At 43.3% G+C, this 25,730-nt stretch carries 25 protein-coding genes and 1 other RNA gene; 18 read left to right on the top strand and 8 right to left on the bottom strand.

The genetic code is table 11. The annotated features are described in order from the left end of the window. Positions 1 to 21 precede the first annotated feature (21 nt). The 5 genes from ACQ4LT_RS01295 (at position 22) to ACQ4LT_RS01275 (ending at position 4,364) form a co-directional block, all read left to right on the top strand. Positions 22 to 1,245: an arginine deiminase gene (locus ACQ4LT_RS01295; protein ID WP_445664192.1), complete on the top strand. Its 1,224-nt coding sequence runs from the start codon at positions 22 to 24 to the stop codon at positions 1,243 to 1,245. Between the two features lie 15 nt (positions 1,246 to 1,260). Next, positions 1,261 to 2,490 (top strand): site-2 protease family protein, encoded by a 1,230-nt coding sequence (locus ACQ4LT_RS01290; protein WP_445664191.1) that lies wholly within the window; start codon positions 1,261 to 1,263, stop codon positions 2,488 to 2,490. A 51-nt stretch (positions 2,491 to 2,541) separates the two neighbouring features. Next, positions 2,542 to 2,961, top strand: coding sequence for a hypothetical protein (locus ACQ4LT_RS01285; protein WP_445664190.1), 420 nt, complete (start codon positions 2,542 to 2,544; stop codon positions 2,959 to 2,961). Between the two features lie 144 nt (positions 2,962 to 3,105). Further along, positions 3,106 to 3,576 carry an SsrA-binding protein SmpB gene (gene smpB / locus ACQ4LT_RS01280; protein ID WP_445664189.1) on the top strand — a complete coding sequence of 157 codons (471 nt, stop codon included), beginning with the start codon at positions 3,106 to 3,108 and terminating at the stop codon, positions 3,574 to 3,576. Positions 3,577 to 3,587: 11 nt separating this feature from the next. Beyond that, positions 3,588 to 4,364, top strand: a complete 777-nt coding sequence (locus ACQ4LT_RS01275; protein WP_445664188.1) for a M90 family metallopeptidase — start codon at positions 3,588 to 3,590, stop codon at positions 4,362 to 4,364. On the opposite strand, the gene ACQ4LT_RS01270 is transcribed toward ACQ4LT_RS01275, so the two are convergent. From ACQ4LT_RS01270 to ACQ4LT_RS01255, 4 genes are all read right to left on the bottom strand, one after another. Next, positions 4,354 to 4,857, bottom strand: coding sequence for an OsmC family protein (locus ACQ4LT_RS01270; protein WP_445664187.1), 504 nt, complete (start codon positions 4,855 to 4,857; stop codon positions 4,354 to 4,356). The genes ACQ4LT_RS01275 and ACQ4LT_RS01270 overlap by 11 nt on opposite strands. 348 nt (positions 4,858 to 5,205) lie before the next feature. After that, positions 5,206 to 5,571: RNase P RNA component class A (rnpB, locus tag ACQ4LT_RS01265), an RNA gene on the bottom strand. A 108-nt stretch (positions 5,572 to 5,679) separates the two neighbouring features. Next, positions 5,680 to 6,414: a zinc ribbon domain-containing protein gene (locus tag ACQ4LT_RS01260; RefSeq protein ID WP_445664186.1), complete on the bottom strand. Its 735-nt coding sequence runs from the start codon at positions 6,412 to 6,414 to the stop codon at positions 5,680 to 5,682. A gap of 17 nt (positions 6,415 to 6,431) precedes the next feature. Beyond that, on the bottom strand, positions 6,432 to 7,487 hold the full coding sequence (locus ACQ4LT_RS01255; protein WP_445664185.1) for a Nif3-like dinuclear metal center hexameric protein: 1,056 nt from the start codon (positions 7,485 to 7,487) through the stop codon (positions 6,432 to 6,434). Between the two features lie 251 nt (positions 7,488 to 7,738). Here ACQ4LT_RS01255 and ACQ4LT_RS01250 point away from each other — a divergent pair, with 251 nt between their 5' ends. The 8 genes from ACQ4LT_RS01250 (at position 7,739) to ACQ4LT_RS01215 (ending at position 12,474) form a co-directional block, all read left to right on the top strand. Further along, complete coding sequence (locus ACQ4LT_RS01250; protein ID WP_445664184.1) at positions 7,739 to 8,443, top strand: YggS family pyridoxal phosphate-dependent enzyme; 705 nt, start codon at positions 7,739 to 7,741, stop codon at positions 8,441 to 8,443. A 79-nt stretch (positions 8,444 to 8,522) separates the two neighbouring features. Further along, on the top strand, positions 8,523 to 8,840 hold the full coding sequence (locus ACQ4LT_RS01245) for a hypothetical protein (RefSeq protein WP_445664183.1): 318 nt from the start codon (positions 8,523 to 8,525) through the stop codon (positions 8,838 to 8,840). Continuing rightward, complete coding sequence (locus ACQ4LT_RS01240; RefSeq protein WP_445664182.1) at positions 8,837 to 9,142, top strand: hypothetical protein; 306 nt, start codon at positions 8,837 to 8,839, stop codon at positions 9,140 to 9,142. The genes ACQ4LT_RS01245 and ACQ4LT_RS01240 overlap by 4 nt, the downstream gene beginning before the upstream one ends. Further along, positions 9,139 to 9,504 carry a hypothetical protein gene (locus tag ACQ4LT_RS01235; protein ID WP_445664181.1) on the top strand — a complete coding sequence of 122 codons (366 nt, stop codon included), beginning with the start codon at positions 9,139 to 9,141 and terminating at the stop codon, positions 9,502 to 9,504. The genes ACQ4LT_RS01240 and ACQ4LT_RS01235 overlap by 4 nt, the downstream gene beginning before the upstream one ends. A 45-nt stretch (positions 9,505 to 9,549) precedes the next feature. After that, positions 9,550 to 10,176, top strand: a complete 627-nt coding sequence (locus tag ACQ4LT_RS01230) for a DivIVA domain-containing protein (protein WP_445664180.1) — start codon at positions 9,550 to 9,552, stop codon at positions 10,174 to 10,176. A 118-nt stretch (positions 10,177 to 10,294) separates the two neighbouring features. After that, positions 10,295 to 11,131 (top strand): purine-nucleoside phosphorylase, encoded by an 837-nt coding sequence (locus tag ACQ4LT_RS01225; RefSeq protein WP_445664179.1) that lies wholly within the window; start codon positions 10,295 to 10,297, stop codon positions 11,129 to 11,131. Positions 11,132 to 11,145: 14 nt separating this feature from the next. Then, positions 11,146 to 11,550, top strand: coding sequence for an energy transducer TonB (locus ACQ4LT_RS01220; protein ID WP_445664178.1), 405 nt, complete (start codon positions 11,146 to 11,148; stop codon positions 11,548 to 11,550). Between the two features lie 147 nt (positions 11,551 to 11,697). Then, complete coding sequence (locus ACQ4LT_RS01215) at positions 11,698 to 12,474, top strand: hypothetical protein (protein ID WP_445664177.1); 777 nt, start codon at positions 11,698 to 11,700, stop codon at positions 12,472 to 12,474. 68 nt (positions 12,475 to 12,542) lie between these two features. On the opposite strand, the gene ACQ4LT_RS01210 is transcribed toward ACQ4LT_RS01215, so the two are convergent. Further along, positions 12,543 to 13,583: an isoaspartyl peptidase/L-asparaginase family protein gene (locus ACQ4LT_RS01210; protein WP_445664176.1), complete on the bottom strand. Its 1,041-nt coding sequence runs from the start codon at positions 13,581 to 13,583 to the stop codon at positions 12,543 to 12,545. A gap of 134 nt (positions 13,584 to 13,717) precedes the next feature. Here ACQ4LT_RS01210 and ACQ4LT_RS01205 point away from each other — a divergent pair, with 134 nt between their 5' ends. From ACQ4LT_RS01205 to dxs, 3 genes are all read left to right on the top strand, one after another. Further along, entirely contained in the window at positions 13,718 to 16,129 is a 2,412-nt protein-coding gene (locus ACQ4LT_RS01205) for a DNA internalization-related competence protein ComEC/Rec2 (RefSeq protein WP_445664175.1), read from the top strand. Between the two features lie 125 nt (positions 16,130 to 16,254). Continuing rightward, a complete protein-coding gene (locus ACQ4LT_RS01200; protein WP_445664174.1) occupies positions 16,255 to 16,473 on the top strand; it encodes an exodeoxyribonuclease VII small subunit in 219 nt (72 codons plus the stop codon). Positions 16,474 to 16,479: 6 nt separating this feature from the next. After that, positions 16,480 to 18,402, top strand: coding sequence for a 1-deoxy-D-xylulose-5-phosphate synthase (gene dxs, locus ACQ4LT_RS01195; RefSeq protein ID WP_445664173.1), 1,923 nt, complete (start codon positions 16,480 to 16,482; stop codon positions 18,400 to 18,402). A gap of 57 nt (positions 18,403 to 18,459) precedes the next feature. Here dxs and aat read toward each other — a convergent pair whose 3' ends face one another. From aat to ACQ4LT_RS01180, 3 genes are all read right to left on the bottom strand, one after another. Beyond that, complete coding sequence (gene aat, locus ACQ4LT_RS01190; protein WP_445664172.1) at positions 18,460 to 19,056, bottom strand: leucyl/phenylalanyl-tRNA--protein transferase; 597 nt, start codon at positions 19,054 to 19,056, stop codon at positions 18,460 to 18,462. 316 nt (positions 19,057 to 19,372) lie between these two features. Beyond that, positions 19,373 to 21,838 (bottom strand): zinc-dependent metalloprotease, encoded by a 2,466-nt coding sequence (locus tag ACQ4LT_RS01185; protein ID WP_445664171.1) that lies wholly within the window; start codon positions 21,836 to 21,838, stop codon positions 19,373 to 19,375. 356 nt (positions 21,839 to 22,194) lie between these two features. Then, on the bottom strand, positions 22,195 to 23,040 hold the full coding sequence (locus ACQ4LT_RS01180) for an enoyl-ACP reductase FabI (RefSeq protein WP_445664170.1): 846 nt from the start codon (positions 23,038 to 23,040) through the stop codon (positions 22,195 to 22,197). A 223-nt stretch (positions 23,041 to 23,263) separates the two neighbouring features. Here ACQ4LT_RS01180 and ffh point away from each other — a divergent pair, with 223 nt between their 5' ends. Further along, complete coding sequence (gene ffh, locus ACQ4LT_RS01175) at positions 23,264 to 24,619, top strand: signal recognition particle protein (protein ID WP_445664169.1); 1,356 nt, start codon at positions 23,264 to 23,266, stop codon at positions 24,617 to 24,619. Positions 24,620 to 24,748: 129 nt separating this feature from the next. Next, positions 24,749 to 25,723: a 30S ribosomal protein S16 gene (rpsP, locus tag ACQ4LT_RS01170; RefSeq protein WP_445664168.1), complete on the top strand. Its 975-nt coding sequence runs from the start codon at positions 24,749 to 24,751 to the stop codon at positions 25,721 to 25,723. The last annotated feature ends 7 nt before the right edge of the window (positions 25,724 to 25,730 follow it).

Below are 25,730 nucleotides of genomic sequence, written 5' to 3'. Positions count from 1 at the left end.
TCTACTTAATAAAAAATATACATGAAGCTATCTGTAACGTCCGAAACCGGATTATTAAAAAGCGTTATTGTCCACACTCCCGGCAAAGAGGTTTCACTGGTTAATCCCGAGCTCAAAGACGAGCTCCTTTTTGATGATATTATTTTTGAAAATGACGCCCGCCAGGAACACTTGGACATGCTCAAAGTTTTTAAAACAGCCATGCCCAAAGACGGAGAAATCCATGAAATTACAGATCTATTTGGCCAGGCCCTGAATACTGAGGATGCTCGAGCATATTTTATTGAGAAACTGATTAACCGCCTGCCGGAAGAAAACCTTAAAGCCATTGAACAAAGTTTACTTATTCTCTCAGGCGATGAACTACTGCGCTTTGTGATTGACGGGGCAACACCTTCCATTCCTGACTTTAACATGCATCCCACCCCTAACCTCTTGTTTACCCGTGATCTGGCAGCCGTTGTAAACGAGAGCATTCTCTTATCACGTCCCGCAAAAAAAGCCCGCGTTCGGGAAGCGGTACTCATGGAAACACTAATTAAGTTTCACCCGCTATTTGAGGGGATTAAAGAAAAAACAATAAAAATTTCCGATCAGGAATCTATCGAGGGTGGCGATGTGCTTGTTGCCTCAGATAAAGTCGTGCTTATAGGCATGAGTCAACGGACCTCATTCAGCGGATTAATGAATGCTACCGAAGGATTACTGGAGCAAGGCATTGAACATGTGCTTGCCGTAGATATCCCTAAGCAGCGTTCTTCCATGCATCTGGATACCATTTTTACCTTTGCCAGCGAAACCGAATGTGTGGTTTTTCCGCCGGCTATTACCGAACGCAGCAATAACGTGGTTGCTCTGCGATCCCAAAATGGGTCCATCATTTCGGAATCCAAGCCTTCATTAAGAAAAGCCCTTGAGGAACTGTTGGATCGTGACTTAACGTTTATCAATTGCGGAGGATCCCAGCGCACCAATCAATTTCGTGAGCAATGGACCGACGGTGCTAACGTTTTTGCAATAGCGCCCGGTGTTATTGTAGGCTACGAACGAAACACAAATACTTTTAACGAGTTGAAGGAACATGGTTATCAACTAATGAATCAATACGAATTTATTGAGGAATACGGCGATATCCCCTTTGATCCTACAGACAAAAAAATTGCCATTAGCTTTTTAGGGCACGAACTCTGTCGGGGTCGCGGCGGCGCTCGTTGTATGACCATGCCCATAGCAAGAGAATCTTAAAACACTGCAGCACCTTTGGATAACAAACCCACCACCGAGACAACTAAATTTAAAATCAGCGACTTTACCCCCGAGCCTACCATTTGGGAAACCATGCAGCGCGATCTTGATCCCAAAACGGTAACCAAACATCTATCTTTATTTTTGATCACCGTTCTTACGGTTTCGCTGGCCGGAGCCGGCTTTGTAGGTTTTAATCCCGTACCATTTCCCTTGGCACTTCCTTCTCTATCCGACTTTTATCGCGGACTTCTTTTCTCCGGACTCCTTTTAGGGTTTTTGGGCGTGCACGAATTCGGCCATTATTTTGCCGCACTTTACCATCATATTAAAGTAACACTGCCCTACTTTATTCCAATCCCGCTGGGTATTGGCACGGTGGGAGCCGTCATCCGCATTAAACAAAAAATTAACGATACTTATAAAATGTTCGATGTGGGAGCTGCTGGGCCATTGGCTGGTTTTGCTGTCTCCCTTGGCGTTTTACTCTATGGATTTTCTACCCTGCCCGATCCCTCATTTATACAAAATTTCGCAGGTCACGAAGCCGTCAAAGAATACGTCGCCCAATACGGCGTCTTTCCCGATAATCCTCTGCAAGAAACCAATGGCAATGTCTTGATTGTCGGTGATACGCTGCTCTATGGACTTTTGGCTTCTTTTTTTGAGAATGTCCCGCCTATGTGGGAGATGTATCACTATCCCTTTTTATTCGCAGGATGGCTGGGACTCTTTTTTACGGCCCTCAACCTTACACCTATTGGTCAGCTCGACGGCGGACATATTCTGTACTCACTAATCGGATTTAAAAAACACAAAATTGTTGCACGAATCTTCTTTGCTGTGCTCATTACGCTGGGAGGAACCGAAGCAGTACCCTTTATCCATTTATCACTTGGCGAATTTGCTTATCCCTATGGGCTACTAAGCTGGGTCATTTGGGGCGGTGTATTGATGATGCTGCTGCGCAAAGCATTCCGAAACGATTTCGAGTGGATAATACCAGTCTTTACAGCCTCACTTGGAGTAACAGCTTTATATTTATTTTTCGTTGTTGGTAACCTTACAACCGCGGGATCACTGATCTGGGTCGTCTGGTCATTTTTTATCGCTTATTTTGTAGGGATTGAACATCCCCCGGCACTGCGCGAACGTGAGCTTGATCCCACCCGCAAATTTCTTGGATGGCTCAGTATGGCTATCTTTGTTCTCTGCATCAGTCCTAACCCACTATATTTAATTTAAAAATCGCTATCTTTACTCGATTTAACCGCAAAACCTAATCCCTCTATTTTGATGCGTTACCTATTTCTATCAATTGTTGCCCTGTTTTTTATTTCATGCTCAAACAAAACCCCTGAGAATGTATCTGAACGGGTAAATCAGCTCATCGCCGAGGATAACTATACTCAGGCTTTGGATATCTTAACAAATACAGATCCTCAACAATCGGATGCGGATATCCCCAAGCTTAAAGAAAAGACATATCTCAATTATGGACTGTACCTGGAGTATCGAGGCCCTGAAGACAGCACCATGCGCGATCGAATGACCTCTGCACTCGAACAATATATTGAGGTGCTCAAATTAAATCCTGATAACCAGAAAGCACGAAAAGAGATCCAGCAAATTATGGGTATTTACCAAACCATGCCCGACAAATCGCCCGGTGAAGATATTGTCGCAGAGCTAAATAAACTGGGGTTTGATTATTAGGAGAAGGCAGACTTGAAACGGCAAAAGTGAACGGAGATAACCTTTCGTCTCACTTTTACCTTCTGCCTTTTTACACGACCCAGTTAAAGCTTATATTGAATTATATGAGATATTTTCAATAAAACATATCAGTCAACCCCAAACATGTCCAACAACTCCAATCCAACTATAAAAAATCGTAAAGCACGGCACGATTATCATGTTGAAGAAACCTACGAAGCCGGTATCGTTTTACGGGGAAGTGAGGTGAAATCACTCCGCGATGGTAATGCCAGCCTCAGCGAGTCTTTTGCATACCTGCAAGATGGGGAAGTATTTCTGCGGGACATGTATATTAAACCGTATAAGGAGGCTTCGTACACCAACCACGATGAGCGACGTGAACGCAAGCTGCTGCTAAACAAAAGAGAAATTGGTGAGCTTGATAAAGCTGTATCCCAAAAGGGATACACGCTTGTACCCCTCAAGCTTTATTTTAAAAAAGGATACGCCAAAATTTTACTGGGACTGGCACGTGGTAAACAAAAACATGACAAGCGAGAAGATATTAAAGAACGCGATACCAGACGCGAGCTGGAACGCAAGTATAAAGGTACCTACAAAGTTAATATGTAACCGACTATGCCATGTTCGGGTTTAAAAAATGGTGGCGAAAACGTCTACTGAAGAAAAGTTTTCCGGAGAACCAGCTTGCCATCCTAAAAAAGAATGTCCCCTACTACCATCATTTGCCATCCCACTTGCAAGAAAAGCTGGTCGGATTAACACAAATATTTCTGAACGAAAAGCGTTTTGAAGGATGTGCCGACCTTGAAATTACAGATGAGATTCGAATTTCTATTGCTGCCCAGGCCTCCATACTTCTACTGGGTAGCGAAGACCTCTCCTACTTTTATGAGGATTTGCGCTCGGTGCTTGTATATCCCAAAAAATATGTGGCTAAAGTTAAACACCGGAATAACGGTATTTTTGTCGAGGAGGGGTTTGAACAACGTCACGGAGAAGCATGGTCGCATGGCTATGTTGTTTTAGCCTGGAATGAAGTTCAGCAAGGCGTCTCCGATATTCGTGACGGACAAAATCTCGTATTCCACGAATTTGCCCACCAGCTGGACTACGAATATGGAGCAACCGACCAGATAAAACAAGACCATAACAACTCCCATTTTATATCCTGGGCCCGGATCATAGGTAGCGAATATGAACAATTTTTGAAATCCATCGAACAAAACCAGCAAACGCTTATCGATGACTATGGTGCCACCAACCCGGCAGAGTTTTTTGCCGTAGTCACAGAGCTTTTTTTTGAAAAACCAAAGGAGCTAAAACGTAAGCATCCCAAACTATACCATCAGTTCACAGAATTTTATCAGCAAGATCCTGCGGCTTATCTCAAATCTTGACGTTAGTCTTGAGTTTCGGACTGTTTTTCAGCGTTTGATAGATTACGCAGTACCGTTCGGTGAGCTCAATAAGTTTTTTAATCTTTTTCTCTACTGCGTCGGTCTTCAAATCGAAATGCATATCGATACTTTTAAATCCCACCGGTGCTTCTTGTGACACGGCCAGCGTGCCGCGAAAATCAAGCACGCCCTCCGCTTTAACCGTACCCTCTTCAATCTCAATTTCCATTGCCGTAGCTACTGACTTTAGCGTTACTCCTGCACAAGCTACCAAAGCTTCCAGCAACATATCGCCAGAGCAGGCCTGTGAACCATCCCCTCCTGTAGCCGGATGCAATCCTGCCTCTATTTCACCGGCATTAGTTGGCACAAAACATGCTATATCCTCCCCCAGCCTGCCTTCGACATGGAGCGTCCTTTCACCTTCTTTGGGATTGGTCTTATATTTCTTTTTTAGCGGGGTCTGCCGAGTGCGCAGTTCTGACTTCTCCATCTACAATAAAATTTTTTGGTTACACATAAACGTTCGGTGAGAAAATAAGCTTTAGACAACCCAGTTCCCAGCTATCTTCAATTAATTTAAGCAACAGCTTGGTATTTGAGCTTCCCAAGAAATAGAAAAACAGCTTTATATTTTTGGGACAACAGATATTCGTCCAGAACCAAAACTTTTTTACTGGTTTTAAAATCCTAAAACACACTTGTCCATCTTCTATGAAAGGAATCTGTTGAATATGAGGTTTTCGAAAACTTTAATCCTAATATACACATCTGATCAAAAGCATTAATTACAGCCTAAAAGACAAAAGACCGTCCTGCTCGGACGGCCTTTTGATATAGTTTCTCGGGATGATCTATAAGCCGAATTCTGTATCCCGACTGTGTCGGGATGGCAATCATTTATCTGGTCCCCAAATTACTTCGGGGCTCGAGCACTCTACCCGGCTGTATTGCGACGAGCGGCGCACAGCCTGCATGAGCTTGCACCCCGTGAGGTTTACCCTGCCTCCGAATGTTACCACCGGAGCGGTGAGCTCTTACCTCACCTTTTCACCTTTCCCCCCGATTGCTCGGGGGTAGTCTATTTTCTGTGGCACTGGCTATCCCGAAAAAAAATCGGGATCTTCCTGTTAGGAAGCACGGTGCTCGTTGGTGTTCGGACTTTCCTCCCCGACACTTACGTCGAGGCGATTGCCCGATCATCCCTCTAATTTCATTACTTTAAAGGACTATAATACCATTATAAACGAAAAAGATGCACAACATTATAATACATGTCGTACATCTTAAAAACAGTTAGTTAACAAAAAACGTTCTACAGCGTGAGCTCTTCTTTAGCATTCTCAAAAAATGAAGGATGCACAACAATACGCCCACTGTTTTCATCAATAATGATTTTATTCTTTTTACGCACTTCAACCTGCGTCTGTGGCGGTAATGCCATACCAAGTGCAGCCCCACGTTCCATAGGTACCACGGCAAGCCCGTTTGAGAGACCGTTTCGAAGACGTTTATAACTTTTCAGATAGCGTTCGTCAATATTTTCCTCGACTTCTTCACGCTTCTCTAAAAGCATGTCTTCCTCTTTCTGCGTATCTTTCTTTACCTCCTTAAGGTTTTCTTTCTTCTCTTCGTGCAACTCTTCAATATCATCAAGCTTTTCTTGAAGCTCTTCCATCTCAGGATCAACTTCTTGAAGACGTTTTTCTATCTCTTCTAATCGAGATTCTGAGTTTTCGATCACCTGCTTTTGAGATTCAATCTCTTTTGTGAGCGCATCATATTCACGATTATTACGCACCGACATCTGCTGTTCTTCATACTTTTCCATCTTGTTTTCAGCATCCTTGATCTCCAGCTCGAGGTTATCTCTTTCAACCTTCAGCTCTTTCTTCTCTTCCTCAAGACGACTGATTTTAGCTTCCAGCCGATTGATGTCAGTTTCAATATCCAGAATTTCTTCCGGCAAATCGCCACGCAGCTGTTTAAGCTCGTCTATTCTGCTGTCGATATATTGAAGATTCGCTAATTGTTGTAGTACTTCTTCCATAGATTAGATTACGTCGTTTATTCCTGCGGATTTTGTTTAGCATCAGGCAAATACACCTGCATTGGATTGGTGATTACTTCGGTTTCAAGAACTTCCAAATCTTCAAACGCTTCAGTAAGTTCTTGCTGAAGAGCCGACACCACCGGCACTTCGCTTTCGTAATGGCCTACATCGACCAGTAAAAAATTCTCTGTATCAGTAAAATAATCATGATACTTAATATCGGCGGTAACAAACGCCTGAGCACCTTCGCCGATAGCATTTCCAGCAAGTGAAACCCCCGCACCGCCACAAACAGCTACTTTTTTAATGCGGTCAGCGGATCCTGAAAAACGAACGGCTTTTACATCAAGCGCCTCAGCTACCGTGTCTAAAAATTGTTGCTGTGTCAATCCCTTGTCGCGATAAAAACCAACGACCCCCATACCTACATTTTTCGACGGGCTGGCAACATCCATCACCTGAAAATTACCATGATGCAACAGTCCGTTCTTTTCAAGCTCTTTCTCTAAATCAGCCACATGGTGTTCATCAATAATAGCTTCGTATGTAAACTGATGATCTTTCTTCCCCTCTACCTTATAGTAATGAGCTTCTTCAGCCGAATAGTAGTTCAATAGCTTTAGTACCGAGTCACTCTCGGAGTGACCGGTTGTCAATACAATTTTTCGGCTGATGTTGTAGCTGTTATCAAGGAACTTCAAGTTTTCGAGTCCCAACTCTTTTGCCAGCACAAAAGAAACTCCATCAAGAGCCGCATCAAGATTGGTATGGGCGGCAATTAATCCTATATCATTTTTAATGAGCTTAAAAATGATCTTACCCTGTTCATTAGTAGGGTTGATGCTGTCAATACTTTTGAAAATGAGAGGATGATGTGCGACAATGAGATCACAATTATTTGCAATCGCTTCATCAACAACATCCAGCGTAATATCTAAACAGGTGAGAACTCGTGACACTTGCTGGTGCGGATCGCCGACGAGCAGACCCACATTATCGTAGTCGAGTTTTGTGCTGGGCGGAGCCCATTGATTTAGGAAGGTGGATATATGCCGAACCTGAATATTCATTTGGGTTATCGGCCTCCGTGCTTTAAAGTTGCGGTTCTACAGCACCTGAGGCGATGTAAAAATATATCAGAGTCGAAATAAAAAATACTCAGTGTGTGAACTATCAATTTACCTTTGATTCTTTAATTCAGACTCCTAAAATACCATTTTAATAGCTTTCTTAAAAGCTTATTTTTAAAGTGTCACTTAGTTGTTCGTTATTCAATATCAACATTTAGTATAACCCAAACAGATTTAAAAACAGGTTTTCTATGCCCGAAGACATTTGTAACAATATTAAAGAACTGCAAAACAGAATAACCCAAGCTTGTGAAAGCGCCGAACGCGATTCCAGTGAAATTACGCTCGTTGCTGTCAGCAAAACGAAGCCACTTGATGATATAAAAACAGCTTATAGCTGTGGACAAATCCATTTTGGTGAAAATCGGGCAAAAGAGTTGCAGGATAAGATGGATGATTATGAGAACGAGGACATCCAGTGGCACATGGTTGGCAACCTGCAAACTAACAAAATTAAATATATGGTTGAGCGTGTAAACTGGATCCACTCCATCGAAAAGAGCAAATACCTTCGTGAAATAGAAAAACGGGCCTCCCGTATTGATCGCGTCATCAATACCTTGATACAGATTAACATCAGCGGTGAGGAACAGAAAAGCGGCTGCAACCCCGAGGACTTGAAAGAAATCCTCGAATATGCACAAGGCCTTGACCACGTACGAGTACGCGGACTCATGGGAATGGCAACATTTGTAGATCCCGAAGAAGTAGAGAAAGTACGTCCCGAGTTTAAAATGCTCAAAGAAATACGCGATGAACATCGCAGCTTTGAAACAGAAAATATACAGCTCGATGAACTTTCCATGGGAATGACAAATGATATGGAAATTGCCATTCAGGAAGGTTCTACCATGCTGAGAGTGGGCCGGGCTATATTTGGCGAACGTAACTACTAAGCAAAAATATCGTTATAAAACCTTTCAATCTTATTGAGATTTAGTACATTACAAAAGGTTAACTAAAATAACGCTTATTATGGCAGCATGGATTTGGGTACTTATACCGCTGGTAGCAATTATTGGAGCCTTTATCATCGAGTATCAGAAGAATAAAATGTCGATGAAGGATCGCAGCCGACAGAATGAAGAGGAAGTCGAAGATCTCCGAAAGTTGATTAATTCCTTAAAGGGTCGGATCGAAAACCTCGAAGCTATTGCTGCCGGTGAACCTGATGATTTTTCTACAGGAGCGGGACGAGGTATGGAAGAAATTGAAATTGATGAAGCCTCAAGCGTTGAGGAAAATAAGAAGGAAGTTTCTAATCTTGCAGATAAAGAGCGTAATAAATCATGAGTGGACCTGAATTTATTGTAGCTATTGTTGCAATTGGTTGTATTACAGGACTAATAAAAAAGTGGATGGACAATCGGTACAGTGGAACTGAAGCAATAAGTAAAGATGAACTGGAAGAGCTTCAGCAAACATTTGACCAGCACAAGAATAAGATGCAGAAACGCGTTCAAAATCTTGAGGCCATTGTTGCTGATGAAGATGACAATGAAAATATAGAGCCGGAATATCGTCAAATTGAAACATCATCATCGGGCAGCAGCCTTAATAATGATCTTAAACAAAAAGACCGGGTTCGATCATGAATGAAGATATTATAATTGTAGCAATTGTTTTTGGATCAATTCTTGGCATGATTGCCATTCCCATGCTTATTAACCTAGCTAAGAAGTGGATCGACCGAAACAACAGTTCCATTCCCGAAGAGCAATTTAACCGGTTGGCTCGAGCGTTTATGGAGCATAAAAAGGATACGCAGCGTCGAATTCAAAACCTGGAAGCAATTATCGCTGACGATGACTCCGTTGAAGGTTCTCCAAACAAAGAAACGTCCAACCAAATTGAGGCACCAAAGGAAAGTATAGAATTTGATGATGCCGAGAATGTATCGGAAGAGTCGGAATCTAACGGAAATAAAAACAATTTGCGGAACATGCTGCGGGAATAGCATGTTAAACTAACCACTTTATTTGACAGACAGCTCATAAATATCATGAAATTAACAGCTCTTGAAATAAAACAGCAGGAATTTGATAAGTCGCTGCGTGGCTACGACAAAGACGAAGTACAAGCATTTCTAAACCTGATGTCGAATGAGTGGGAGCACATGGTGGCAAAAAACCGTGAGCTTGAAAAACGTATCGACGAACTGGAGGAAAAGCTTAAGCATTACGAACGCGTTGAAGAGGCCCTTCACGAAACGCTACAAACAGCTAAAGAGTCGGCGGAGCAAAAACTTACAGGAGCCCGTAAAGATGCCCGTAACAAAATTGAAAAAGCCGAAATGGAGGCTGAGTCTATCGTTCGCGAAGCCACCCAGCAGCGACAACAGGTACGCCAAAGTATTATCCGACTGCTTGATCGACGCAAAGAGATTATCAGCGGTATTCGGTCCTACTTGGAAATGGCTCAGGAATCACTGGAACAATTTTCCAAAGATGAGGCTGCCCTTTTTGATCTGCCTGCCGAGGAGAATGAGTTCTCTGAAAAATTGAGCGAACAGGTCAACCGCCGCAGCAAGGCTCTCTTTGATGAAGATGACAACCAGCTCGAGGACGAAAGCCAGAACATGCCCCCCGGCAGTGAAAATATCGATGATTTAATTGACGAGCTTGACTAACCTTTTGAGCATTTGTCATATCGAGTCTAATAATATCTTTCGGCGATTGTAATTTCCTATCTACACAGGCTTTTTATATTTTCTGTAATCTATTTGAACCACTAAGCTTACTGTATTTATGCAAAGAGATACTGTTGAAGAATTCCGGAAAAAGCGTGAAGAAGCCCTTTCCTTTCTTAAAAAACAAACTGATGAACAACCGGATTATTTAATTATTCTCGGAACCGGCCTTGGTCGCCTGGCTGATGATATCGATGTTATTGACAGCATTTCCTATTCCGACATCCCACACTTTCCTGATTCAACAGTGGAAGGCCATGCCGGTAAACTTCTTTTTGGATCTCTTAGCGAAAAAAGTGTCGTAGCCATGCAGGGACGTTTTCACTATTACGAAGGCTACTCTATGCAGGAAATTGCTTTTCCCCCTCGCGTGCTCAATGCTATGGGGGCCGAAACGCTCATTGTCAGTAATGCCAGCGGCGGCATGAATCCCAATTATTCTCGCGGCGACATCATGCTGATTAACGATCATATTAATATGTTCGGCGACAATCCGTTGATCGGCCCCAATGATGATGAGCTCGGTCCTCGCTTTCCTGATATGAGCGATCCCTATACTGAAGGCCTGCGGGAAGTAGCTGAAAAAGTAGCCTTAGAAAAGGGTATCAAAATGCACGAAGGAGTGTATTTAGCTCTCAGCGGCCCAACAATGGAAACAAAGGCCGAATATCGGTTTCTTCGGAATATTGGCGCTGATGTAGTCGGAATGAGTACGGTCCCAGAAGTAATTGCTGCCGTCCATATGGGAATGGATGTGCTTGGTGTTTCGGTAATTACGGACGAATGTTTCCCCGACGCTCTTGAACCAGTCGACATTGAAAAGGTTTTGGAAGCTGCCGGCGAAGCAGAACCAGACATGACCGAAGTAATTACCGGTGTGCTGCAAGAACTTTAATAATTTCAGCTCCGATGCCATATCGCTACAGCTATATTTTTCTGATTTGTTTTACAACTCTTCTATTAAGCTGTAGGACCACTGATAAAACAAAGTCAGCACCGGAAGTAACCAAAGAAAATGTTAAAGTGGTTACCGAAACCACCCCTGTTATTATTGGTGGATTACAAGCTCTTTACCAAAAGTTGATCTATCCCTCTAATAGCTCGCAACAGACATCAAATATTACCTTAGAAGCCAATATTCTCGTTAGTAGTAATGGAGAGGTAAAACAAATTTCGTTCGATAAAGATCAATATCCCAAATATAAAAAAGCGGCCCGCGAAGCAATACATGCAGTTAGGTTTGTGCCGGGTAAACGCAATGGTGAAGCCGTTGATATGTTTATAACTATTCCAATTCAGTTCAACGCCCGATAAAACAACGGAACTGGATTTTTCCCACGAAAAGTTTAGTGTCAGGAATAAAAATTATATCAATTTTAATTTAAAAAGCGTTAATTTACAGAAGCTTTTATACTTCTAAGAGGATATAAGTAATAAACCATATCACCCGATCTTAATCATATGTCCAACGGCAATTTTAATGATCACATTTGGGATGAACATCAATGGGAATCTCACCTGAATGAAATTGAACGAAAAAGTTCCCGTCTGAGAAAGTTCATTATTTCCGAACACTCCGGCAACATTCCCCGATGGCTTAAGCTTCTGCAGGAAAGCTCAGACGAGTTTGACGCTGTGGACGCCTTTATTGAGGAAGAACTGCTCATTGACGAAGCCTATTTCCCCGACGAAGACGACGAAGAGATCGACGATGATGACGATGGAGAAGAAGAGTGGGAAGACCTTTCATTCGACGATTTCGAAGATGATTTTCTCTTCAATGATGAATATGATGACTTCGATGCTGGCGAAGAGTGGAAAGAACTCAGCGATGACTTTGCAATGTCAAATATGGGTTCAATAGATACCCTTTACATATACAACACTTCCCGCACCTTAGCAGCCGCCGTATTACAATGGGCCGAAACTATAAACCCCAAGAATATCAGCCGTGATTTCAATGAATTTATTGGTAATATATTGAAAATTGGTGCTAAAATTGCCGGCGGGTATAGCTTTGGATTTGATCGCGATTTCCTGGGCGGTAATATTGCCTACACCAAAAAAGCTCTATACTGCTCTAACGATGCTCTCATAATTTTACAGCGTGATCTGAAAGGAAGCTCTTACATCACCAAAAAACAATATTATTATTTCCACGAACAACTCTTTACTCTACGCAATGATATTGGCATTTATATCCAAGAGTTACGCGAAGAGTTCTACAATGGAATATAAAAAGTACTGAAGTGTTGGAGTCTTAAAGTTACACTACTTCAACACCACAGTACTCAAACATTGTCAATCTAATCCCAAATAGCTACCTCTCTATTCCCTTCGGAATCCGAACTGCCGCGGAACATTCCGTTGGTATTCATATCCATGTAGATATTGCCATATTTATCCACAGCAATCATTCCAGCCTCACCCGGATTCAACACATCTTGTAGCAAATAGTCACCGGCCTCCTTCAATGTTGCCGGCTTATATTTCATATATGCACTTACTGTATGTCCAGATACAGCACGCATAATTTTTTCGCCCCAGCCGGTCATTGATACTGCCACCACATCACTGGCGTAGGTACCGCTCCCAATAATAGGCACATCGCCAACGCGACCAAACTTCTTATTTGTCATACCACCCGTAGATGTCCCGGCAACAATTTGCCCATCCTTATCAACAGCTACAGCACCGACCGTTCCAAACTTTTCACCATCGGCATATAGTGCTGTTTTATCTTCATCCGGAATAAGGCTCGACTGCTTGCCATCTTCTTCCTCCTCTTGTTCTAAAGCCCGCTGCAAAGCTTTGTACCGAGATTCCGTATAAAAATAATCTTGATCTACCCGTTCAACACCTACCTTATCAGCATATCTTTCGGCTCCTTCCGTGGCAAACATCACGTGTTCGGAGGTCTCCATTACTTTTCGAGCAAGCGTAATAGGATTTTTCACAGTTTTAACGCCCGTCACCGTACCCGCCTCACGCGTATTGCCAACCATAAATGCGGCATCCAACTCGTGTTCTCCATCATGTGTAAATACAGCACCTTTCCCGGCATTAAACCGTGGGTTATCCTCCAGATAGTTAATTACCTTTTCCACTGCATCTTCTGCAGAGCCGCCACTGGACAAAATATCCTCTCCAATAGTCAGTGCTTCATCCAAATCATCAAAATAAGCCTGTTTTACCGAATCGGGGCGATCTTCAGAAATAGCACCTGCCCCTCCATGCAATGCCAGCGCCCACTCTTTTTGTTTGTTTTCTTGCTGTGCATCAGATTGTGTGCATCCAACTACAATTAACACTGCCAAAAGGCCAATAAGTTTTTTCCCTAATCCCATATCAATATATCCTTTAGTTATTAGTTAGCGGTTGTAAAATTATAAGCACCGCAGACCTCATTTCAAAGTTACTAAACCAGTTATAACATCATTTAATAGCTGTAAGGTTTAGCCAGCTCATCGGTCATACTAATGTGAGTATTCGTCAAACATATCAATTTCCCTTCGCATCCTATCCTGCCATCAGAATAGTATTATTGCTGGCCGGGGGTATTATTCTGGATTACCAGATTGATCCCACACTATCAATATGGGCATTCATTTTCGGATGCGCGACTATTTTGTACCTGGTAACAGAAATTATCTATCGCAAATCCTTAAATAGCCGAGTCTACAATATTGCTATCCTATCATATTTAGGAATCATCTTCAGCTTTGGCGGCACTTGGCATTCTTTTTGGGATTATCGCGACCTTCCGCAAGAGGCCCAAGTTATTAATACTTACACCTGGCAAGAACTTACGTTTAACGGTAGTATCCAGCAGATTAAACAAACGAGCACCGGAAAATTTCAAGTTGATGTCAATGTAGATACTACCATTTTTCCCAATGACCTTATTTGGAATAAGTCCCATAAATTACGCGCTGTACTCGATCCCGCCGATCACAACGTACCTGCCAACTTTGAGCTGGGGAATAAGATCACCTTTGAGGCCACCGTATATCCACTCGAAGAAAAAAGGAATCCCTCCCAATTTAACTATAACCAGTATCTTGCCTCACAAGACATCTACAGCCAAGTGGGCATACAACAAATAATCTCAATTATCCCCGTCCACAACATCTGGCGGTGGAGCTATTTCAGAAAACACGTACTCAATGCCATCGATACCAACTTCAGTAACGAAAGCGCCTCGCTGGCTAAAGCACTTTTGATCGGTTATAAAAACGAGTTGGCCCGGGAAGATAAAATTTCGTTTTCGCGAGCCGGACTTTCCCATATTATGGCAGTATCAGGATTGCATGTTGGATTTTTACTGTTTCCGTTCTGGCTGGTAATCCCATTCTTCTGGACCCTCAAGTATGGAAAACAGATCGGGATTACCCTGCTTATTATCACGCTATTTATATATGCCGGGCTTACAGATTTTTCTCCCTCCGTAACACGGGCTTCCTTAGTGGGAATACTGCTGGCTTATGGCAAGCTATTCCATAAAGTTCGCGACTCCAAAAATCTTACCGCCGTAGCAGCACTTATCATTCTGTTGATCAATCCTTCCGATCTGTTTTCTATTGGGTTTCAGCTCTCATTCGGAGCCGTTTACATTATTCTACTTACCGCTCCCGTTATTCAGCGCTGGCTGCCTCCCTGGATTCGATTCCGCTGGTACGGCAAGCCCATCATGATCATCATTATTTCATTTATTGTTCAAGTAGGCCTCTTTCCACTGCTTGCCTATTACTTTGGCGAATTTTCTCTCGTGGGACCTCTGGCGAATGCCTTAGTCATCCCTTTTCTGGGGATCGCCGTGCCTTTTGCACTGGTCGTACTTTTAATAACACCTTTTGCATCAGACATTGCCCAAACCCTGAACTATCCCGTCGATATTTTCCTGCAATGGTTGTATAGCTTTGTTGATTTTGCAGCCAGTCTACCCTGGAGCTGGGTTCAGGTCCACATTGATAGCCTGCTATTTTTCGGGATCTGGACTTCCATCATCTTTTTAATTGCCTCTCTTCCCATCCCCAAACTTCGGTGGAAGTTTTTAATCCTGCTTTTACTGGTTGGCTGTCTTCATCAGGGAAACAGGATTATTCAAAAATTTTCTCCTGCTACACTGAACCTTACATTTTTTGATGTGGGACAAGGTGATGCGGCACTCGTCACCACTCCTAATAATAAACACTTTTTAATTGATGCAGGCCGCTGGCAACCCAACTATAACAGTGCAAAATATATCATCATCCCTCATTTAAAAAAGCAAGGCATCAATAAACTGGATGCTGTTTTTCTCTCCCATCCGCATGCAGATCATATTGGGGGCATTCTGGAAATCATTGATTCTATTCCAGTGGATACGATTTATAATTCTGGCACAAACTATAATTCGCAGCTTTATAAAACATACAACCAAAAAGCTTTTGAGCATGATATCCCCATTAAATCCCTGCACGCCGGTGATGAAATTTATATCGATCCCGCGATGCGACTGTTTGTTTATGGTCCACAGAAATCTGTCTCTCAATCAAATGTCAACAACCGATCACTGGTTTTAGAACTAATTTATGGAGATACAGAATTTCTATTCATGGGGGATGCAGAACACAGACAAGAAGAAAATCTCCTGAAGCGCTACCCTAAATTGATTGACACTGACTTCCTTAAAGTGGGTCATCACGGCAGTAAAACCAGTTCGGGTTCTTTGCTCTTACAATCGACAACCCCTCAGATAGCGGTTGTCTCACTGGCGAAAAGCAACCGATTCGGACATCCCCATCAACAGGCATCCAGACGATTACATGAGCATATTCCCTCTCTTTACTTTACCAGCCTCGAAGGAGCAGTGCAATTTTATTCCAATGGCAAAAATATCTATAAACAATAATCCCTCTCAAACTTTCTAACACTCAACTCATGCTTTTGCTATACAGAAAAAGAGTTGGAATCTGACTACTAAAACTTTTTATTTATATGGTTTAAGAAAACATATATCGATTATAAGCAATTTTTATGTCCGAAAAGGAACGACCAAGCTTCGAACAGGCTTTACAAAGACTGGAAGACATCGTTAATCAACTTGAAGACGAGTCTATTTCACTGGAAAAATCTATTGATCTCTACGAAGAAGGAATTAAGCTATCTAAAATTTGCACAGAAACCCTTGAAGAAGCAGAGCTTCGCATCAAGAAAGTAGCGGATCAACATGACGATGACAACAAAAATGAATAACCCATTATGGAATTTGAAGAAGTAACTCCAGGTCCCCTTTTAGCAGAAATTGATTCGCCTGATGACCTAAAAAAATTAGATCCCGAACAGCTTGTGGACGTATGTGATGAGCTTCGGGATTTCATTATCGATACCGTCTCCATTCACGGCGGACATTTTGGAGCCAGCCTGGGCGTAGTAGAAATGACGGTAGCGCTACATTATGTATATGATACACCCAAAGATCTGTTGCTTTGGGATGTCGGTCACCAAGCATACGGCCATAAAATTTTAACCGGTCGACGTGATAATTTTCACACCAATCGAAAATATGGCGGACTTTCAGGATTTCCCAAACGAAGTGAAAGCGAATACGATACTTTTGGCGTAGGACATTCCAGCACCTCTATTTCTGCGGGACTCGGTATGGCTGTTGCCCGTGACCTTGATCAGAGTGATAAAAAAGTTGTCTCGGTTATTGGCGACGGAGCCATGACGGGCGGACTTGCTTACGAAGCCATGAATAATGCCGGGGTTATGAATTCTGACATCCTGGTCATTCTCAACGACAATAACATGTCCATTGATCCCAATGTGGGAGCAATGAAAGAATATCTAACCGAGATTACGACCAGCAAGACGTTCAACAAACTGCGTGACGAAATTTATGATATGCTGGGTCACTTTAAATCGGCTGGCGAAAAAATGAGAACCGTTGCATCACGTCTCGAAAAAGCTATTTCCTCCGCTATTACTCCGGGTGGATTATTTCAGGCATTAGGTTTTAAGTACTATGGCCCCGTAGACGGACACAATGTGGATGCCATGCGTCGCCATTTAGAAGATCTTAAAGATATTCCTGGCCCCAAACTCTTGCACGCTGTTACCGTTAAAGGAAAAGGGTTTGCTCCCGCCGAACGCGAACAGACCAAATGGCACGCGCAAAGCAGTCCGTTTGATAAAATTACCGGTAAACAGATCGACCCTGACACCTCTCCAAAACCACCGAAATACCAACACGTTTTCGGTGAGGCGGTTGTAGAACTTGCCGATAAAAACGAGGATATCGTAGGGATTACTCCGGCCATGCCCAGTGGATCGAGCTTATGGCCACTGATGAATAAATATCCCGATCGCGCTTTTGATGTCGGCATTGCAGAACAACACTCTATCACATTTGCAGCGGGATTGGCGGCGGAAGGTAAAAAAGCTTTTGCGGCTATTTATTCTACCTTTCTGCAGCGGGCCTATGACCAGGTAATTCACGATGTAGCCATTCAAAAGCTGCCGGTTGTGTTCTGTATTGATCGTGCCGGCTTGGTGGGCGCTGATGGACCAACCCATCACGGTTTGTATGACATCTCCTATCTCCGCAATGTGCCGAATATGATCGTTTCTTCTCCAATGAATGAGGAAGAGTTGCGCGACATGATGTACACTGCCTCAAAATATGATGAATGTGCCTGGGCTATTCGCTACCCCCGTGGACGCGCAACCGGCATGGACTATCCCGAAGGATTTAAGAATATGGAAATTGGCAAAGGCCAGAAATTGCGTGACGGTGACGAAATTGCCATTCTAAGTTTTGGCCCCTTTGGCAACTACGTAATGGAAGCTGCTGATGATCTATCCGAAGAAGGTATTAACGTTGGACATTTCAACATGCGTTTCGCCAAACCGCTGGATACGGATTTGATCGACGAAATCTGTCACACCTACGAGCGCATTATCACAATCGAAGATGGTACCAAGTTAGGTGGTTTCGGAAGTGCGGTAGTCGAGTATCTTGCTGACAAACCGCATCATATTCCTACAACTATCATGGGCGTTCCCGACCGCATTGTTGAGCACGGTACACAGGAAGAACTTCACGCCGAAGTTGAACTCGACCCCGAAGGCATCAAAAAGAAAGCGCGCGAAGTTCATGAATCTGCTTCGTTAAAAGCCTAACTGCTTACCACAACAGAATTTTTTGATCCTCAGGTTATTAGATATCCTGAAGGACTTTTAATTTTTTGTGTCAATGGCCTCAAACTCTGCCTCTTTTTCAAGCGCAGACTTTAATCTTCGTTCATACTCTTCGGCTGGTATTTCAATGCAGCCGAACTGTGCCAAATGCTCCGTCCAGAATTGCGTATCCCAAAGCTCAAAGCCCCCTTGTTTTAGGGCCTGATGCGTCCAATACAGTGCCACTTTTGAGGCTTCTTTAGCCCAGCCAAAAAGTGATTCTCCGAAAAAGACCGCTCCTAATGACACGCCATATTGACCGCCAACAAGCTCCCACTTCTTGTTATAAACGCTTACTGAATGCGCATGTCCCAACTCATGCAAACGACAGTACGATTCAATAATCTCATGAGATATCCACGTCGAATCGCGATCGGCGCACGCCTCCATCACCTGACGAAAATTGGAGTCAAACTTGATGTGGTAGTGGTGATTGCGGACGATCCGCCGCACGTTGGATGAGACATAAAAATTATCTATTGGTATTACCCCGCGTCGGCTTGAAGTATACCACTTGGCCTCCTCATCATCCCGGGAATCCGCCATCGGAAAAATCCCGTTGGCATAGGCATTGAGTAATTCTTGGGGATCGATCATTTATATTTTCATTTTATTACAAGATCCTGAAACAAGTTCAGGGATGACACTATTAGTTGCGCAACTGAACTACACAATCAAATGACAAAGTTAAAGCTTTTAATCAATATCCTTTTACTACGCACAAGACTCTGTAGAGCAACCTAAATCCCTCTTCTCCCGCCGAATACTCGGGACAGGCAAGTGGGACTTTCCAGACTAATTATTTCTAATAATTTTCTGCCTTAACAAAGAAGTTTTTTTCTTGGAAAAGCCTACCTGCGCGAAGCCGTGGCTTAGCTTCGGCGAAAGCAGGGAGGACAAGAATTTTGAACATCTAATAGAAACTACACTGCAAAAAAGTAGAATCATCACTGCCGATGGGAGAGCCCGGCGGAGGACTTAATGGTTCTGTCGGCATAAACATCTCACCCTTATCCTTAAATTGCTGGAGCGTTCGGTAACCGTACAGCAAAGAAGCAATGCGCTGTTCCTTTTCGGCCCTGTTCTCTGCCTCCTCACGCATCCATTCACGCAAAGCCTCAAGCTTAAAGTTAGTCACGGCACGCACTTGCGAAGAGGCGTTCTCATCCGCCGCCAAAGTCATCATCTGGTAAAGAACTACGTGATTGATAGTATTTTGTACAGCTCCCTGGTAGCTATCAGTAATCGATTTTTTCCACGTATTTTCAATGACTTCATCCAATAAATCACCCAGTCCCAGATTATCAATATTTTGTGCCTCAGACGCTACAAGTCGTGCTGCTCTATTGGTATTAAATAATAATTCAGCTGACATTGCAGCAGCGGTTTCAGCAGCTCCTAACGGATCAAAAGCAGGATCAGTGTGACTATTAAATAGCTCTCGCGAATCATAATAGCCGATGGGACGCGGTGGAATGAGTTCCACAATCCGCTGGGGCATTTTTAAAGCATCCACACTTAGTGTTTGTAACATAGCGTCCAGGGCCTCGCGCTGTGTTGAGTCAGCCACGGGCTCAGGTCCATGCTGATTATCCCCACGCAAATTATAGGTATAATCCAGTCCGCCAATAAGTTTTACCGTGCCTTCAATCTGATAACGATGATACAAATAAATCGGTACCAGCGCATCTTCAAGTTCTGCCATTGGTGTACCTTGTGGAATATTCGACTCAGAAAAGTTCTCCAACGCAATTTCACGTACATCCATAATATGATGGAGCTGATCCACCGCATCTTCGCCGTTATCCCACAAATGGGCTTTCGGATGCGCTCCGCCTTCCGGACGTGCATCCCGATCCGAGATAAACAGTAATCCCTCGTCAATTGCATCTTCAATCACGTTATTCAATGCAACTTCTTCATTCGGCAAACCAGATACATCTTTATATCCGTATTTTACCGCAACCTTATCCCATTCACCTATACCTATGTCGTAAGCCTCAGATAAATCAAGTGTACTGTCTTGGGTGATATTTACTTTGGGAGCGGGATAATCCATGACCGATGCACGGTCGTTTGTACTTGCTGCAAAATTATGGGCTAATCCTATCGTATGACCTACTTCGTGCGCCGATAACTGACGTATACGTGCCAGTGCCATCTCTAACATGGGATTATTTTCATCAAATGTTTTTCCCTCTTTGTATGGAGATAACAATCCTTCGGCAATCAGATAATCTTGTCGTACCCGAAGCGATCCCAGCAATACATGCCCCTTAATAATTTCTCCCGTACGGGGATCCACAACCGACGAGCCATACGACCATCCGCGCGTTGAGCGATGCACCCAGTTGATCATATTATAACGCACATCCATGGGATGCGCACTGTCCGGCAACACTTCTACACGAAAGGCATTCTTATATCCTGCCGCCTCAAAAGCCTCATTCCACCAGCGAGCTCCGTCCAACAATGCTCCACGTACCGGCTCCGGCGTTCCCGGATCCAGATAATAAACGATCGGCTCTACCGGCTCACTCATCTCCGCATCAGGATTTTTCTTTTTGAGTCGATGTTTTGTAATAAATCGTTTCGTGATAGGTTTCCCAATAGAAGTGCTGTAATCCTGGTAGCTGATGCCAAAATATCCGGCCCGGGGGTCAAAGGTTCGCGGCTCAAAATTATCATCCGGGAGGGCTACAAAAGAGTGATGCTGACGAACGGTAATCGCATTTGATGTGGGCGTCACCGAGCGAACCTGTCCGCCGGGATTATTACCCGTAAAGGTAAGAGTCGCCTCAAATTCCGTATTTTGGGGAAAGTTCATTGTGGCCTCACGATATAGAGCTGAACGATCTTTGTCTATGCTAAAATTACCTTCATCGCTCTGTTTTAATCGCTGACTCACCCCGTGAGCATCGCGCATCAGAAAATCCGTTGCATCAACAAGTACCGCGATCTCGTTCTGAGCAACAATTTCAAATCCCCACAACACCGATTGCGCAAACGCATCGCGCACCGACTGCTTTTCTTTGGGATTATCAGTTATCGCCCGGTAGGAATAGTTGGGCTGTACCATCAGCACTTTGGGGCCGCGCCGCTCAAATTTTACGATACGATCATCACCCAGCTGATTGCGATCGAGCCCGATATCATTAGACCCGACTCCAGCCGTAAGCGAATTGACATACAAAAACTCCGTATCAAACTTGTCGATCTCCAGCCATATTTTACCGGCAGTATCATCCCAGTAATAGGTAAAGTATCCCTCCTCTTTTTCGAGTCCCTGAGTTTTTTCGCTAATCGAAGAAAGATCTTGGGAAAATCCAGTTGCCGTAATAAATAGAAATGAAAAAAGTATAACAGATAGTTGCTTCATCGGTGCACTATTTTTGTTGGGAGTTAAAACCGTTGGTAAGTAACTGGTTTTCGTAGAAAGATTAAAACTCAATACATCTTTTAAGAAAATCCTATAACCACACAACTGAACTTTCTAACATCAAAACAGCAAGATAACAACTTTTCCTTGAGATGATTAAAAACTGAAAATACTAAGGCACCTGTATAATTTAATTCTTTGTCATCGCCCTCACAAAAACCGTGCGTTTCCCCCTTCGAAGGGGGACAGGGGGGATGATAGCTTTTTATCATAACCAATTACCAAAGGCAATAAAAAATGCCCGGCACTTTAAAAGTGCCGGGCATTTAACAAAAAGGTATTAAAGCAATTAATTATTACACTTCACCTTCATCATCGGCATATACTTTAGCCAGATCGTTAATCATCTCTTCGTCGATACCAGACGTAACAAACCCCCCATCATGATAGAGGTTCTGCATGGTAACTTTGCGCGTAAGATCTGAAAACAGCGTCACGCAATAGTCCGCACATTCGTCAGCGGTTGGGTTCCCCATTGGAGCAATTTTATCGGCGAAAGTATACATGCCGTCAAATCCTTTAATCCCTTTGCCTGCCGAGGTTCTGGTCGGAGCCTGCGAAACAGTATTCACACGGATTCCGCGGTCGGCCAGGCGGCTTCCATAATTGCGGGCAATACTTTCGAGCAGTGCTTTAGCATCATTCATATCACTATATTTTGAGAAAATGCGATGCGCACCGATATAAGAAAGTGCTATAATGCTTCCGCCTTCAGCCAAGATATCAGCTTCATCCGCATAGCGAATAACTTTATGCAGCGAAATTGCTGAAATATCCATCGTCTGTTGCATCCACTGGTAATTCAGTTCTTTATAATCTTGCTTTTTGCGCACATTAGGAGACATCCCAATGGCGTGGAGCATAAAATCGATCTTGCCGTGCTCCTCTTTTACATTCTGCATCAACTCCTCAATTTCATCTTCATTCGTTACATCGCAGGGAAAAACTTTAGCGCCCGTTTCATCGGATAGCTCATCAAGATCTCCAAATCGAAGAGCCACCGGGGCATTGGATAATGAAAACTCTGCGCCCTCTCGTTTACACGCCAATGCGATTCTCCAAGCTATGCTGCGCTCATCCAGTGCGCCAAAGATCAACCCTTTCTTTCCCTTAAGCAGTCCATATCCTTGTTGGTCAGCCATAAAATGATATCCTCAATTTCTTTGAATTCAATAGATTTCTGTGGGAAGATAATAAAAGAAACATAAAAACTGTCATTACATATTTTACCTAAACTCCTGCCATTATTTTAACAAATAATTCTGTTGATAACCCAATAAAATGTCCTTATTTTGCGTGACTCTTATTCCCATGCCGTATTCGGGAATACATTAATTGTTTTAAAGCTTAGATAGTTAGTAACATATGTTTCAAGATCTCTCATCAAAATTAGATAGCGCCTTTCAAAAGCTGAAAGGCGAAGCTAAGATTACCGACGTCAACATTGCGGAGACGGTGAGAGAAATACGTCGAGCCCTGCTCGATGCCGATGTGAACTACGAAGTTGCAAAAGAGTTCACGAACAAAGTTAAAGAACGTGCAATGGGCGAAGACGTGCTTAAGGCCGTTAATCCCGGTCAGCAGTTTACCAAGATTGTACATGATGAGCTGACTGACATTTTAGGTCAAGAGCGTGTAGATATCTCTGTTGCACACACGCCGCCCACGGTTATCTTGATTGCCGGGCTGCAAGGTTCCGGTAAGACAACCTTTAGTGCCAAGCTGGCTCGGTACTTGAAACAAGAAAACAATCGCAATCCTATTTTAGCAGCCGCCGACGTTTATCGTCCGGCAGCAATTGACCAGCTTAAAACGCTGGCTAATCAGATCGATGTTCCCGTCTATTCTATTGATCAGAAAGATGCAGTTCGTGCTGCAAAAGAGGCCGTTTCGATGGCCAAAAGCCTGGCGCTCGATACTGTTATTATTGATACGGCCGGGCGCATGCACGTAGATGAGAAGATGATGGACGAAGTGGCTGAAATAAAAGAAGCTGTTGAGCCACACGAAACACTGTTCATTGTTGACTCTATGACGGGACAAGATGCTGTAAATACAGCAAAAGAATTTAACGAAGTCATCAATTATGATGGTGTAGTATTAACCAAACTTGACGGTGATACCCGCGGCGGGGCGGCCCTTTCGATTAAGAAGGTGGTCCAAAAACCGATTAAGTTTGTAAGTACCGGCGAAAAGCTGGATGCTCTCTCTCCATTCTATCCTGAGCGGATGTCGAAGCGCATTCTCGGTATGGGTGATGTTGTATCACTCGTGGAGAAAGCACAGAAAGAATTTGATGAAGAAGAAGCACAAAAGCTGCAGAAAAAGATTAAGTCCGATGAGTTTGATCTCGACGACTTCTATCAGCAGCTGCAACAAGTAAAAGGCATGGGCAATATCCAGGATCTGGTCGGAATGATACCCGGTGCTGGAAAAGCCCTGCAAGAATCTGATACAGAAATTGATGAAGATTCCTTCAAGCCAATTGAAGCAATTATTTGCTCAATGACTCCGGAAGAGAAACATAATCCAGATATTCTAAATGCCACTCGAAAACGACGCATCGCCAAGGGTTCCGGGACTCGCGTTTCGGATATCAACGACCTGTTGAAACAGTTTGAACAGATGAAGAAGATGATGAAGTCGTTCTCCGGCATGGGTAAAATGGGCAAATTAATGCAAGGCATGAAAGGAATGAAAGGAAATTTACCATTTGGTTAACACCATTGATGCCGACTGTTTAGCCCAGTCCGGCATCTTTTATATAAAAAATATATTGCGCAAGATTCCGACAATATCCTCTATCAGAAATCAACGCAAATTTAAAATTATAACTAAGGAGATAATCCATTGTTAAGAATAAGATTACAACGTAGAGGTCGAAAAAAGCGACCGATCCATCACATTGTCGTTGCGGATAACCGTAAACCCAGAGATGGTCGTATTATTGAAGACTTAGGTCGTTTTGATAACGTAACCCCTAAAAATCAGCTCGATTTAAATCGTGAGCGTGCGCTCCATTGGTTAAAACAAGGAGCTCAGCCCACCGATACCGTTCGTTCTATTTTCAAGGACGAAGGGATCATGTACGAAATGCACCTGATTCGCTGGGGTAAGTCGGAAGAAGAAATTGAAGAAGCTCTTACTGAATGGCGTGAGCGTCGTGAGGAAAAGGAAAAAGAAGTTCCTACGCGCAAAGAACGTCAGCAGGCACTCTTGGAAGCCGAGGAGAAAGAATTCCAAAAGCAGCTTAAGAAGAAAGCTGAAGAAGCGGCTAAAGAAAAAGCCAAGCAAGAAGCGCTTGCTTCTGACGAAGATGATGAAGAAGAGGAAGCAAAAGCCGAGGCTGATGAAGAAGCAGCAGCTGAAGAGGACGATCAGCAAGAAGCTGAGGCACAAGAAGAAACGGCCGATGAGGAAGTTAAAGAAGAAGCCGCTGACAAAGAAGAGACTAAAGACGTCGAAGCTGAAGAGGATGAGTCTGATCAAGACGATTCTGAAGAAAAAGCTGAAGCTCAGGAAGAAGAGTCTGACGAGGACGAATCTGATGAAGAGCAAGTTGAAGTCAAGGAAGAAGACACCCCTGAAGAAGAGGTTGAAGCATCTGATGACGGAGAAGAGGAAGACGAAGATACTGAAGACGCTGCCGATGAGGATGAAGAAGAATCAAAAGCAGAAGGACAAGTATCTACTGATATGTTAGCCAAAGAGGCTATCGAACATATCGAAAATACACCTCTTGATGAGCTTGAAGGTTTTGTCCCTGAAGACGAAGATCGGGTAACCGTTCAGCGTGCTTTGGACGACAAGAAAGAAGATAATTAAATAAAGA

The sequence above is a fragment of the Fodinibius sp. AD559 genome, from assembly GCF_052712805.1.
Note: the sequence above shows the minus strand (reverse complement) of the source record. Positions and strands in the feature narration are given on the sequence as shown.